Here is a 13,680-nt window from a genome sequence, read left to right as displayed (position 1 = left end):
TGGATTCAAATAAGTTATAATGATAAATAATAAAAAAATTTTATAATAGCAATATGGCATCCCCCTACAGTTACGATTTACGTTCTAGAGTTATAGAACATTATGAGAAATATAAGAAAGTAGCACTTACATGCGAAACCTTTAAAATTAGTCGGTCAATAATCTATGATTGGATTAGATTAAAGAAACAAACTGGAGATATAAAGTCAAAGGAGGGATACCAGAAAGGATATGGTCATAAAATCCCTGATTTATCGGAGTTGCGTCATTTAGTAGAAAAAGGTAACTCGTTAACGCTTACAGAAATAGCAAAAGAATTAGATAATGTTGCAAGTATAATGACTATCAGCCGAGCTTTAAAGAAACTCAACATTACTCGAAAAAAAAGACATATGCGTATAAAGAAAGAGATGAAGGAAAGCGACAAGATTTTCTCAGTGAATTAGAAAAAGTGCCGATAGAGAGACGTGTTTATCTTGATGAAGCGGGCATAAATGATAATGAATCATATGAATATGGATGGTCAATGAAAGGAAGTCGTTGTAATGGGAGTAAATCGGGAAAACGTAGTGAAAGAACAAGTTTTATTGGTGCGTTAAATCAGAATAGTTTAATCGCATCACTAGTCTTTACTGGGAGCTGTGATAGTAAGGTATTTGAAGCTTATATAGAAAATTGCCTTGTGCCGGAGCTAAAGCCTGGACAGGTTGTCATTGCTGATAATGCAAGCTTTCATAAATCCAAAAGGGCTAAAGAATTAATTGAAAAAGCTGGCTGCAAACTAAAATTTTTACCACCTTATTCCCCTGATTTAAATCCTATTGAACATCATTGGTTTCCGATAAAAAATAACATTAGAAAATTATTAGATAAAGGTATTTCTGTATTTGAGGCAAGTTGTAGAACGTTTAAAATAATGTATGAACCTATATGTTAAGTGCTATAACTCGTCATTGTGAGGAGCCGCTTTACGGCAACGAAGCAATCCAAAAAAAGCGACCAAAAATGGATTGCTTCGTCGGCTTACGCCTACTCGCAATGACGAGTTATAGGCACAGGCGTCATTGCGAGGAAGACCGCAGGTCGTACGAAGCAATCCATTTTTAATCATTTTTCTGGATTATTTCATCTGTGAATTGGCGTATATAACTAATATACGAAGAACCGTTTCAGGTATATATTATGTTAGTACTTATATCGAATGTTGAGGTTAATTATGTTTAAGTGGGTTCCTAAATATCTGTTATATGTAATCAAGAAAACATTGTATACAACATGTCTGCTTCGAGTGATAACCTATCTAATTGAAAATAATATAGGTTTTTATGAAATTTTCTTTACTAGGTATTCATTATGCCATACCATTCCCTTACTATTCTTTGGGTTTATTGGTTTTACAATTCAGTATTACTGGTGTAAGAATAAAGAACTTTAACAAATACATATGAAGAACCGTTTCAGGTATATATTATGTTAGTACTTATATCGAATGCTGAGGTTAATTATGTTTAAGTGGGATCAATGTCTGTTATATACAATCAGGATGACGTTACATATGATTATCCTGTTTCAAATGATACGGTATCTAATTGAACACAATATAGGTTTTTATGAACTTTTTTTTAGTAAGGATGCATTATGCTATACCCTTCCATTACTATTTTTTGGGTTTATTGGTTTTACAATTCAGTATTACTATAGGTATAAAAATAAAAAACTTTGATAATTAATATTGATTAGTAATTGTTGGGTATAGCTACCACAATTGTCGAAAGTTAGAAGAGGAAGCGGTTTTAGATAGTGTGCTTTAAAAGTCGTATGTGGTCAACGTCATTGCGAGAAGACCGTAGGTCGACGAAGCAATCCAAGAATAGTGGATTGCCACGACCACTATGTGGTCTCGCAATGACGTGTGTGCAACCCAAAACGTCATTGCGAGAAGTAACTTCGCTGCGACGAAGCAATTGTAAGTTGTCATCCTTAGCAACGGCGGGAATCTAGATCCTCTACTTTCGCAGGGATGACAGACAAAATAGTGTCATTCCCGCGTAGGCGGGAATCTAAGATACCTGCTTTCGCAGGGATGACACAAAACATGATTACTTCGTCGCCACTAAAGTAGCTCCTCGCAATGACGGATACCGGGGCAGCTATAAATTTAATTTTTGAGGATATTTATGATATCTATTATTGGTTATGGATTAATCTTACTTGGAATTATAGCAATATTTTCCGGCATTGTTGGACTTTTTAGGTTTCCTGACTTTTATACAAAAATTCATGCTGCCAGTGTAATTGAATGTTGTGGCGTACCTTTATCGCTTGTTGGTCTTGCCTTCTTACAACATGATTTTACTAGCTCTTTTAAATTAGTTTTTGCCGCTATATTGATTTTAATATTAAACCCGGTATCTACTCATGCAATTGGCAAGGCGGCCCTATTAAGCCCAAATAACCAAAAAGAATTAAAATGATTGATCGTTTATTTATTGTACCAGACATCATAAATTTCCAACTAGCTAGTTGGTTGCTTATGATAATCTTGATAATGCTTTTCGTCGTATCAATTAAGCTGATATTTTGTAATTCTTTATTAGAAACAGTGATCATAAGCTCTATGTTTAGCTTGCTTATTGGTTTATCTTATCTACTTATGGATGCTCCCGACGTGGCAATGACTGAGGTAGCTCTGGGTGCCTGTTTATCTAGCTGTGTATTTTTAGGGTTTTTAAGCAAATTGCCAACCGTACAGAAATGTAATCTTAAACCAACACGAGTAATAAGCTCATCAATTATATGCATAATTTTTATAGTAGTACTCACCGTGGCTGGGCTTGATTTATTAGAATATGGAGCGATAGATTCTCCATTGCAAAATCATCTCACCAAATATTATATTGAACATACTAAAAGTGACATTGGTATTCCATCTTTTGTCGCAGCACTACTAGCTAGCTATAGAGGTTATGATACTCTTGGAGAAACTGCTGTCATTTTGATTGCTGGAATATCGGTATTATTACTATTTTCACAAAAAATTACTAAAGATGCTTAAAAATTTTGTTATTATCAAACATACTACTCTCTTTATCTTACCTTATATATTTTTATATGGTCTATATATTCAAATTAATGGTGATGCATCACCAGGGGGCGGATTCCAGGCTGGCACTATATTTGCTTCTACGATAATTGGTTTTGATTTAGTCCATGGTCAATTTAAATTAAAGCAATATTTCTCTATTGACTTACTAGTTGGTATGGCTACTATCGGAGTGCTGATCTATGCCCTAACCGGTATGATATCAATATTATTTGACGATAATTATTTAAACTATTATTCTCTGGCACATGATAAATTACTAGCTCAACATATTGGTATTTTTGCCATTGAAATTGGTGTTGGACTTTGCGTTGCATCAGTTATGTGTCTGATATATTCTATTATTACTGCTGAAATATAATAAGATATTATGTTATAATAGACTTCTTGCATAAGCCAAAGAAGCTCTCGGGATTTTTAGGAGAAACGAAGCCTGCTACCTTCGCATACAAGACGTACGTGAGGAATGAAGGCAAGTTTCGACAACAAAATCACCAACTAGATTGACTTATGTATGAAGTCTAATAGGTTTCACTATATATATCCATTATTGTTATATGTTTAAAAATTTTTCCATAGTCTTATAAGTTGCAGTCATTATTATGCTTGTTATAATTAACCAAAATAGCTCAAAATAATAGATCAATTAGAAACCTTCACAGAGCCTAAGTTATATGCATAAACTAATACAACTAATAAAATGGGAATATTTAATTCAAAACCGTATTAATAATCTTAGTAAATATCTATTTATATTTTTTTTATTTTGTATTTTCAGTGCTGCTTTAATTAATGACCAAACAGATATTAAAAAATTTGGAATTATTTTCTCAGTAATTGTTTTACCGATAGCTCTAATTGGCTTTTCTAGTCTAATATTTCAGCAAGATGTTGAGGATGGAAGTTTGGAGTTACTATTATCTAGCTTCAATGAGAGTGAAATTATTGCTGCTAAATTAATTACCATAATTTTTAGCTCCCTTACTAGTACTCTATTAAATATGCCAGTAATTTATATTATCTTCGATCTTGACATACTAACAGTAAGCTATCTTTTTATCACTCTAACTCTACTATTAATTTTGTCCAGTAGCCTATTAGTTTTAATTGGAGCTGTTCAAAGCTATTTTAGGTCAAATACTAACCTGCTAGCAATATTAATCATGCCGCTACTAATACCCAACATAATACTTAGCGGCCTTGTTTTACAAAATTTTGATAATATAAATCTAATTTTTGTTATGATTGGTATCAATATGCTCCTTGTACCAATCATATTTTACCTCTCATCCTATCTAATTAAGAATATTTACAACATTTAATTTTTATTATACACTATACTGCCCCTTGCACTAATAAAAAAAATTGTTATTTTGTTACAATTCATGTAATTTCTAGTCGTAGATTCTTTAACCATTTTTCGGTAATTATATATATGTGGCAAGCTTTAAGAAGATTAATAGCAGCTAACCCTATGGGAATGTTTTTGTGGGGCATCATAGCCAAATGGTATATTATGATAGCTGTTGCTTCTCTGGTAATACTATTTTGGGTCGCTAAGGGGTTCGAACAAATTGGACTTATAAATTATATAACCACTGCTACAACTGAAATTCTTGACACGTCCAAATCAGTTGCCCAACACTGTACTCCCAAATTAGGTCCCAACTTTGAAAGTTTAACCAATTTTTGGAAATGTTTAGGAAATCCACCAAAATACGAGGTTAGAGAAGGAACAGGTGAGAAAGCTTTAGAGGAAGGATTAGAGAAGTTATTGCCTAAAGATGGAACTGTACCAGAAATGCTTCCTTATCGCAATCCTTATGATTCTCCTGATAATTCTAACGATAGTGATGATAAAGCAACTGATGGTAAGTGAGAATAATATATAACTAACCCGATTAGCATTACTCCATCATTGCAAGGAGCTACTTTAGTAGCGACGAAGCAATTGTAAATTGTCATTCCCGCGTAGGCGGGAATCTAGATAGTCTCCCCGTCAAAAGTGCAAAAAATTCAAAAATTAGCACCTTAGCAAAAAATTTTTGTATAAAATTTTAGAGTTTAATTGTTCTGATGTAATTTTTTGATATAAAAAGATGATTTTTAGAAAATTTTTGCATGACGTTTTGTTAACGATTTTGTAATCGTTTGATTAATTTTCTTTATTTGCTAATTTTTATGTAGAAAAATTTGTTTTGAGCAGGTGATTAGCAATACACCGTAAGTTCAATCCTACAGCGGAAATTAACGGATTTATTATATCTCCTATTACTCCTTTTAAGTAATTTCTGCCAACTCTACCATAATGCTTAAGGTGTCCTATTATCGGCTCTATAGCACTTCTTCTCTTGATCATTGCCTTATCATCTGAGGATAGCTTCTTCTTGCAATATGGGCTATACACCTTGTCTTTTTCTTTAAAATTATTCCCCTTATAGCCTAAATCAACAAATGTCCTGGCTATTCCCACTCCTGTTAATTTCTTTACAACCTCTACAGTCTGCGATAATGTATGACCATCATATGGATTGCCATGAAATGATTTGGCCGCTAATACAAAATTACCTCGACCACTTACTGCTATCGAAACCTTGTTACCAAACTCATAGGGTTTGTTTAATTTCCCTTTACCTATGCACTCTACCTCCGGTGCGTGAAAACTATATAATACTTTATTATCCTCCTTATATCGCTCTTTCTCTGCTTTACTCAGTATAGATTGTGCCTGAATCTTTTTAATCTTATTTAGTATTTCTTGCTGCTTTAATGACAAACTTAACTTTGTTTTTGCTATTTCTCGCTGACATATTCTTATTAAACGACCCAGCAATATCTTTAAATGTTGCATTACCTTCTTACGTTTTTTGGCTTTACTATTATCCTTATATTTCCATAATTTTACTATGTCTTTTTTATATTGCTTGGCATATGTCTCATGTAACTTAATGCCTAAAGTATGACATAACTTTACTAGCTCTATTCTTGCCTTATCCATCAAATACACATCATGAGGATACTTAATATTCTTAATTTGTACTGTAGTATCAACGATTATCGATGCTAAGTCTTTTTTTTTAAGCACTCCGACTTTGCAACCAATTCTTGTTAATTCTTTTAATATCTCATTATATCCTTCTTCCCCTAATATAGCACGAAACCTTCGTATACTAGCTTCTGATATCTCAGCATCTTTCTGCAAATATTCCCAACCACAAAAATATTGCCAATATACGTTCTCTCTCAGCTCTTCTTCAGCTGCAGCATCTGACAGGTTATACATCGCTTGCAGCATAGTTACTCCAAGTAATAACCTGTGACATCTGCGATTCCTACCAAATTTCTTGATATTAACATTTGTCAATAACCATTCCTCTAAAACAGTCCAATTTATTAACGATCTTAATTTATATAACTTGTTATTAGGGTTTAATTCTTCGGTCAATTTATAACCAAAAAGCTGTCCTTGTTTTTGGGATTTTATTATATCTTCTATCGGCATAATTCATACAATCCATAAGGTTTCTGCCAATATTATAGCATTTTCTTATGGATTATCTAGATATTTTTACCCGCTAACCATATTATATATTATCCTTCTAGACTTTTGACGGGGAGACTAGATACCTGCTTTCGCAGGGATGACACAAAAAAGATTGCTTCGTCGGCTTACGCCTCCTTGCAATGACACCAGTTTACTATAGCTAAATACCTTCTTCAGGGGCATTTGAATTTCGTGCTGTAAGGCATATTTTTTTACGGTCTACAGCATAAAAAAGATTCGAATGCTATTATTGTGATAGTAGGCTTGATGAGTAGTGGCAACTCCATATGTATTAAAACCACTTACCATAACTAAAATTACCAATCCCTCCTAGTTCGCCACACCCCTCGCCATAAATAGTGAAAGTTCCAGTACCAGCAAACCACGTGTCAGCAGAATCATCATGATAAAGATTAACATGGGCTCCACCTACACCAATAGGAGCGAAATAACCACATTCAAACCGAACACAATTACCCTTATCCACTAATGACAAAATGTCAATATTAGAATTTAACCAAGTTGCACCAGTTATCCCCCCGCCAACAAAACCACCACCCGGTCCATTATACTGTAAATAATCACCTTGAGTATTCATATAATCATAGCAAGACAAATAAACACCCACGTATGCAATACCCACCGTAACAAAATGAATATGATAACAAAAAGCAGAACTACCTTTAACTAATTTCAAATCATTATCATAACCAGGATATTTCGGATAATTACACTCAGCTAAACTCTTTTTGTTAGCATTAGTAGAGTTCCAATAAATAAGCTTAGCATTTCTGTGAGCATCAAGTCGTGCAATAGCTTGCATTTGTTCTTGAGTCCGAACAATCTTGCCTAAATCTTTTGACATAATTTCTTCCAATAAAAAAAGATAAATAAATTCTAGAACTCAATTATATCCCCATTTTACCACTCATGCAACTAGTTATAAGCGACCCTTGATATTTTGTTACTTTTATGATAATATGTTGTGTAAATATCTATAATTATACTGATCATTTTATGTCAAATACTAATTGTTATGATAAGGCAACTCGTAGAGATTTTATAACCTTAACTGCCAGCAGTATGGTGGTGGTTGGAGCTGCGTGTGCTACCTACCCTCTTGTTGATTCATTTAACCCTTCAGCAGATGTTCTTGCCCTATCTTCAATAGAAGTGGATTTATCTCACATCCAACCAGGTCAAACTCTTACTGTTAAATGGCAAGGTAAGCCGGTTTTTATTACTAATAGAACTCCAGAGAAAATTGCTGAGGCAAGAAATGTAAATCTCACCGAGCTAATAGACCCTGAACTTGACCAAGATAGAGTAAAATCAGGGCATGATAAGTGGTTGATAACTATAGGCATTTGCACACATTTAGGTTGTGTACCACTTGCCAACCAGGGTGATTATGATGGTTGGTTTTGTCCATGCCACGGCTCTCAGTATGATTCATCTGGTCGTGTTCGCAAAGGGCCAGCTCCTTTAAACTTGGCTGTTCCACCATATGAATTTATTTCTGATACAAAAATTAAAATCGGATAATTATTTATGAATGAAAGTGATTATCCTAATAAATCCAATCCAAGCAAATCTAATCCGATAATAGAATGGATAGACTATCGATTACCTGTTTTCTCGTTCTTTAAACATTTAGGCGAATACCGAACACCCAAAAATTTGAGTTATCTATGGAACTTAGGGTCAATAGCTGGTATTGCCCTAGTAATTCAGATAATCACTGGCATTATTTTGGCTATGCATTATACCCCCCACGTCGATTATGCATTCGAGAGTGTTGAAAAGATTATGCGTAATGTCAATTATGGCTGGCTGATACGTTATATACACTCGGTTGGAGCGTCAATGTTTTTTGCTGCCGTTTATCTACATATCTGTAGAGGGTTATATTATGGCTCATACAAAAAACCTAGAGAATTATTATGGCATATAGGCATAATAATTTTTCTTACCATGATGGCTACTGCCTTTATGGGCTATGTGCTGCCTTGGGGACAAATGAGTTACTGGGGAGCAACTGTAATCACCAATTTATTTTCAGCTATACCAATCATTGGCAAATCGATAGTTACCTGGCTTTGGGGAGGGTTTTCAATTGATAACCCTACGCTTAATAGGTTTTTTGCTTTACATTATTTATTGCCTTTTATTATAGTAGCTTTAGTACTACTTCATTTAGTAGCACTACATGTTCATGGATCAAATAATCCCAAGGGTATCGACGTTAAGTCTTCTAAAGATACTATTCCTTTCCATCCATATTATACTGTAAAAGATTTTGTTGGATTCGGTGTTTACTTTCTAATATTTGCTTTTTTTGTCTTTTTTAAACCAAATTATTTAGGACATCCTGACAATTACATACCAGCTAACCCTTTGGTTACTCCAACTCATATAGTTCCAGAATGGTATTTTCTACCGTTTTATGCTATTTTACGGGCAGTGCCGTCAAAACTAGGTGGTGTAATGTTAATGTTTTCTAGTATTTTGTTATTATTTGTTTTACCTTGGCTTGATAGTTCAAAAGTTAGAAGTGCCAATTATAGACCAATATTCCGCACCGCTTTTTGGCTGTTCATATTTGACTGCTTGGTACTTGGATATCTTGGAGGGCAACCAGCAGAAGAACCTTATATTACCTTAAGTAGATTTGCTGCTACTTATTATTTCTTTCATTTTTTCATTGCAGTACCTCTAATTAGTAAGTATGAAAAAACTCTGCCATTACCGGAGTCTATATGAAAGATCATAAAATTATAGTTAACCCGATTAGCATTATGCCAAATTCACAAACGTCTGTTAGCGAGGAGCCTACTTTAGTAGCGACGAAGCAATCCTTTTTATGTCATCCCTGCGAAAACAGGTATCTAGATTCCCGCCTACGCGGGAATGACAATTTACAATTGTTTCGTTGGCTTACGCCTTCTCGCAATGACGTAAGTATCAAGTTTTTCCTATGTTTGTTAATTTTGTTAATATCAAATATTGTCGCTGCCAATGACGAAGCATTACCCACAAAAAAGATTGCTTGGTCATTTGATGGAATCTTTGCTAGCGTTGATAGAAAAGCTGCTCAACGTGGCTTTCAAGTCTATAAAGAAGTATGTAGCGTGTGTCATGGTCTTTATAATTTATATTATCGTAATCTTAAAGATATAGGATTTTCAGATGAAGAAATTAAAGAAATAGCAAAAAATTACACTGTCCAAGATGGTCCCAATGATGCCGGAGAAATGTTTGAAAGACCAGCACTACCATCCGATCCATTTGTTCGCCCCTACCTTAACGAACAAGCAGCAAGAGTTGCCAATAACGGTGCAGAGCCGCCTGACTTATCATTGATTATTAAAGCAAGACCTGATGGAGCAAATTATGTATATTCTATACTTACTGGTTATACTAATCCTCCTGAGAATTTGAAATTAATGCCAGGGTTAAGTTATAATCCATATTTTCCGCATGGTCAAATTGCCATGCCCGCCCCATTGACAGATGGGCAAGTACAGTATATAGACGGAACCAATTCATCGGTCGAACAAATGGCTATGGATGTTACAGTATTTTTACAATGGGCGGCCGAACCTGAAATGGAAAACCGTAAATCTATGGGTTTGAAGGTGATGATATTTTTAGTAATTTTTATAATTTTCTTTTATATCTCTAAAAATAGAATATGGCAAGACGTCAAGCTGTAGCTAAACTGCAGGGCAGTTTAAAAGTCGCAACTAATGATATAAAATACTAGATTTTAGAAACGAATAACCGTCATCGCGAGCCACGAAGCATAGTACCCTACATTTTTTATTCTATCGTAAAAATAGCAAAAAATTATAAGGATATTATGCTACACAAGCGTCATTGCGAGGAGCGTGTAAGCACGACGAAGCAATCCACTTCTGGTCTTTTGGATTGCTTCGTCGCCTAAAGTGGCTCCTCGCAATGACAGTTAGAGATCGGTTTTTTTTTCCTTAAATTGGTACATTATGTCGAATTACACTTTCGCTACAAAATAAAAAATGTAGGGTACTATGGTATTATATGCTCAAATATCTACTAGTTCTTGATAGGCTACTTCTAAAACCTCATAAGATTTTGAGCCTTTAGGAGTTGTAACTTCCACTATATCTCCAACCCCTTTACCTATGAGAGCCTTAGCAATTGGTGATACTATCGATACTCTCTTTTTAGTTATATCTGCTTCATATTCTCCAACAATATGGTATACAACTACTTCCTCCGTTTCGTCGTCTAACAACTTAACTGTAGCACCAAATTTTATGCTGTTACCTGAGAGTTTTGAGGTATCAATAATTTCAGCTCTAGCTACTTTATCTTCAAGATCCAAAATACGACCTTCAATGAAGCTTTGTTTTTCCCGGGCTGCATGCCATTCCGCATTCTCAGATAAATCCCCAAAATCTCTAGCTGTTGCTATAGCCTCAATCACTTTTGGTCTTTCTACATGTTTAAGGTGTTTGATTTCTTTCTCTAAATTATCGAACCCTTTATGTGTAATAGGAAATTTTGTCATAAGAATATGTCTTGTCTAAGTTAAGTTTTCTAGTATATTTGTTGTGTCAAACTTTGTCAAACAGCCCTTTTAGATTATTATGCAAACTAAAATCTTTAAATTTGAGATACAACGCAAAACCTTTCATTTGTACAGCCTAATTATACCGATTTTTTATTTATTTTCATCTAAATTAGTTGTTACTACATTATTATTTTTACTTACTACCTGTGTATTATATATAGATATTGCCAGGCACTACAATTTATACGTTAAAAAATTTATAGATAGGTTTCTTGCAAAGTTTATGAGAGATGAGGAGCAGAACGGTTCATTCAGACTAAGTGGCAGCAGTTTTATGGCGATTGGATTTTTTTTGACAGCTCTTTTATTTTCAAAAGGTTTAGCAATTTCATCTTGGTTGATATTGATAGTAGCTGATTGTCTTGCTGCGTTAGTTGGTACCAAAATAGGTAAGCCTCTAGAAAATGGTAAATCATTGGAAGGCTCTATTGCCTTTCTAATTTCTGCAATTTTTATTAGCATGTTAGTATATTTTTTCATTGGATATCATACTAGTTTTACTGTTATCATAATTAGTTCTATAGTTGCTACCATTGGTGAATTTTATGCAAAAGAGTTATTGATCAACGATAATTTATTAATACCTCTTACCTACTGCTTTTCTACAATTATATTCACCTTTATTTTAGGTTTATGAGAATTCCATTAGAATTTTATGAACTTCTCAGAACCCGGATTAATTTATCGGATATTGTTAGGCAAAAAGTAGTTTTAACTAAGAAATCTGGAAATTACCTTGGACTATGTCCTTTTCATGTTGAAAAATCTCCATCATTCACGGTAAATGATGCCAAGAGATTTTACTATTGTTTTGGCTGTACTGTTCACGGAGATGTTATAAAATTTGTTGCTAGCCTTAGCGGTTTATCTTACAAAGAAGCCGCTATTAAACTTGCCAATGATTATGGCATTGAATTGCCTAAATTAACCGTAGAGCAACAAAAACTACATGAAGAATCGGATGAACTACTCGGTATCTTAGAGATGGCAGAAAGGTTTTTTACCTCCCAATTGTCACAAGAAGTATGTAGTTATTTAGATGATCGGGGTATTGATAAAGAGGCAATTAAAGAGTTTTCCATTGGTTTTGCTCCTCCAGCTAAGGAATTGCAGAAATTTTTTAAAAAAAAATCAATATCTTTGAAAAAACTTCAAAAAGCAGGCTTAGTGGGCGAGAGAAATGATGGTACAATGTATGAAATATTTTATAACCGGATAATTTTTCCGATTAGAAATATCTATAATAAGGTAATTGGTTTCGGGGGGCGAGTAATTGGTGATGGATTGCCTAAATATTTAAATTCTCCGGAAACCATATTATTTCAGAAAAATGAAACATTATATGGAGAGAATAATGCGATTAGTGTTGCTTATAAGAAAAACCATTCAATCTTGGTTGAGGGGTACTTAGACGTTATTGCCTTGCACCAGGCTGGTTTTAAAGAGACCGTAGCAAGTCTTGGTACTGCGGTTACAGAAAATCATTTGCAAAAATTATGGCGGGCTGGTGATGAAATAGCACTTTGCTTAGATGGAGATATGGCAGGAATAAAAGCTACTCAGCGAGTAATTAATCTAGTATTACCGTTAATAAATGGTAATAAGAAAATTTCCTTTGTCATGTTACCTGCTGGCAGCGATCCTAATGATATTATCAATAAAGATGGGGCAGGGGGCTTTGCCCAAATTTTTGATAAAAGGATTAATCTATCCGAAATGATTTGGCGTTCCGAATATGAAGGCAAGAGTTTTGTAACTCCAGAAGACAAAGCTATTTTGGAAAAAAATCTTGAAGATTATTGTAAGCAAATAAACGATAGGACTCTCAGCCATAATTATTACAGATACTTTAAAGACCAAATATGGCAAAATTTAATTAAACGTCAAAGTAGGGGAGGGGCAAGAAATTCAAATGTAATGGTCTCAGCTCCTGATTATTCAGAAATTGAGATGTTAGAACAAGTTTTTTGTATAATGTTAATAAAATTTCCAGAGATGGTTAAGAAGCAAGAAATAAAGGATTTTCTATTAACGTTAAATTTTCAAAATAAAATGCTTGAAGATTTTCGTGATTGGTATTTTACCGAAATTATTGGCAATGATATACTAGATCAGGAAAATATTATTGATTTGGTAGAAAGAGCTGGATTTTATGACACTTTTTCGTTATTGTCAAAACCTAATAATTTATTTCTAGATTTATCATTTAATAAGAATGATATAGATTCTGACTTGCTTTGGCAATGGTTGCATAAGAAACATCACCTAGTACTATTAAAACAAGAATATATATCCATTATTCAAAATGGATCGGATGAAGAATTGAAAAAAGCTATATTATACCGAGAAGAGATTATGAGGGTTTCTAAAGAGCTTTATAATCTAAACGAATCTTTTACTAATTGACCTAAGGTTTAT

At 34.0% G+C, this 13,680-nt stretch carries 13 protein-coding genes and 1 pseudogene; 11 read left to right on the top strand and 3 right to left on the bottom strand.

Going from position 1 to position 13,680, the window contains the following annotated elements; all coding sequences use genetic code 11:
* The first annotated feature begins 53 nt into the window (after positions 1-53).
* The 6 genes and pseudogenes from ACQH2P_RS08685 to ACQH2P_RS08660 all read left to right on the top strand — a co-directional run bounded on the left by ACQH2P_RS08685 (position 54) and on the right by ACQH2P_RS08660 (position 4,982).
* Positions 54-937 (top strand): IS630 family transposase gene (locus tag ACQH2P_RS08685; protein WP_425362619.1). Its coding sequence is split into 2 segments (ribosomal slippage): positions 54-374 and positions 377-937, totalling 882 coding nucleotides; the frame shifts between segments, so codons are not numbered across the junction.
* An 881-nt stretch (positions 938-1,818) separates the two neighbouring features.
* Entirely contained in the window at positions 1,819-2,001 is a 183-nt protein-coding gene (locus ACQH2P_RS08680) for a hypothetical protein (RefSeq protein ID WP_425363821.1), read from the top strand.
* 176 nt (positions 2,002-2,177) lie between these two features.
* Entirely contained in the window at positions 2,178-2,474 is a 297-nt protein-coding gene (locus tag ACQH2P_RS08675) for a Na+/H+ antiporter subunit G (protein WP_425363820.1), read from the top strand.
* A pseudogene (locus ACQH2P_RS08670) lies at positions 2,471-3,464 on the top strand (DUF4040 domain-containing protein). Before ACQH2P_RS08675 ends, ACQH2P_RS08670 begins: the two are co-directional and overlap by 4 nt.
* Before the next feature lie 313 nt (positions 3,465-3,777).
* Entirely contained in the window at positions 3,778-4,425 is a 648-nt protein-coding gene (locus ACQH2P_RS08665) for a heme exporter protein CcmB (RefSeq protein WP_425363819.1), read from the top strand.
* A 113-nt stretch (positions 4,426-4,538) separates the two neighbouring features.
* Positions 4,539-4,982 carry a DUF2670 domain-containing protein gene (locus tag ACQH2P_RS08660; RefSeq protein ID WP_425363818.1) on the top strand — a complete coding sequence of 148 codons (444 nt, stop codon included), beginning with the start codon at positions 4,539-4,541 and terminating at the stop codon, positions 4,980-4,982.
* 300 nt (positions 4,983-5,282) lie between these two features.
* On the opposite strand, the gene ACQH2P_RS08655 is transcribed toward ACQH2P_RS08660, so the two are convergent.
* Complete coding sequence (locus ACQH2P_RS08655) at positions 5,283-6,605, bottom strand: IS5 family transposase (RefSeq protein ID WP_425362593.1); 1,323 nt, start codon at positions 6,603-6,605, stop codon at positions 5,283-5,285.
* 334 nt (positions 6,606-6,939) lie between these two features.
* The gene (locus ACQH2P_RS08650) at positions 6,940-7,512 is read right to left on the bottom strand and encodes a hypothetical protein (RefSeq protein WP_425363817.1); all 573 of its coding nucleotides are present in this window, start codon (positions 7,510-7,512) and stop codon (positions 6,940-6,942) included.
* 152 nt (positions 7,513-7,664) lie between these two features.
* On the opposite strand from ACQH2P_RS08650, the gene petA reads away from it, so the two are divergent.
* From petA to ACQH2P_RS08635, 3 genes are all read left to right on the top strand, one after another.
* Positions 7,665-8,192: a ubiquinol-cytochrome c reductase iron-sulfur subunit gene (gene petA, locus ACQH2P_RS08645; RefSeq protein WP_425363816.1), complete on the top strand. Its 528-nt coding sequence runs from the start codon at positions 7,665-7,667 to the stop codon at positions 8,190-8,192.
* A gap of 6 nt (positions 8,193-8,198) precedes the next feature.
* A complete protein-coding gene (locus ACQH2P_RS08640; RefSeq protein ID WP_425363815.1) occupies positions 8,199-9,410 on the top strand; it encodes a cytochrome b in 1,212 nt (403 codons plus the stop codon).
* Positions 9,411-9,628: 218 nt separating this feature from the next.
* A complete protein-coding gene (locus tag ACQH2P_RS08635; RefSeq protein ID WP_425364144.1) occupies positions 9,629-10,363 on the top strand; it encodes a cytochrome c1 in 735 nt (244 codons plus the stop codon).
* A gap of 347 nt (positions 10,364-10,710) precedes the next feature.
* On the opposite strand, the gene greA is transcribed toward ACQH2P_RS08635, so the two are convergent.
* Positions 10,711-11,199, bottom strand: coding sequence for a transcription elongation factor GreA (gene greA / locus ACQH2P_RS08630; RefSeq protein ID WP_425363814.1), 489 nt, complete (start codon positions 11,197-11,199; stop codon positions 10,711-10,713).
* A 79-nt stretch (positions 11,200-11,278) separates the two neighbouring features.
* Here greA and ACQH2P_RS08625 point away from each other — a divergent pair, with 79 nt between their 5' ends.
* Positions 11,279-11,899, top strand: coding sequence for a diacylglycerol/polyprenol kinase family protein (locus ACQH2P_RS08625; protein WP_425363813.1), 621 nt, complete (start codon positions 11,279-11,281; stop codon positions 11,897-11,899).
* Positions 11,896-13,668 carry a DNA primase gene (gene dnaG / locus ACQH2P_RS08620; protein WP_425363812.1) on the top strand — a complete coding sequence of 591 codons (1,773 nt, stop codon included), beginning with the start codon at positions 11,896-11,898 and terminating at the stop codon, positions 13,666-13,668. The genes ACQH2P_RS08625 and dnaG overlap by 4 nt, the downstream gene beginning before the upstream one ends.
* The last annotated feature ends 12 nt before the right edge of the window (positions 13,669-13,680 follow it).

It is taken from the genome of Candidatus Tisiphia endosymbiont of Hybos culiciformis (genome assembly GCF_964030975.1).
Lineage (GTDB): Bacteria > Pseudomonadota > Alphaproteobacteria > Rickettsiales > Rickettsiaceae > Tisiphia.
Note: the sequence above shows the minus strand (reverse complement) of the source record. Positions and strands in the feature narration are given on the sequence as shown.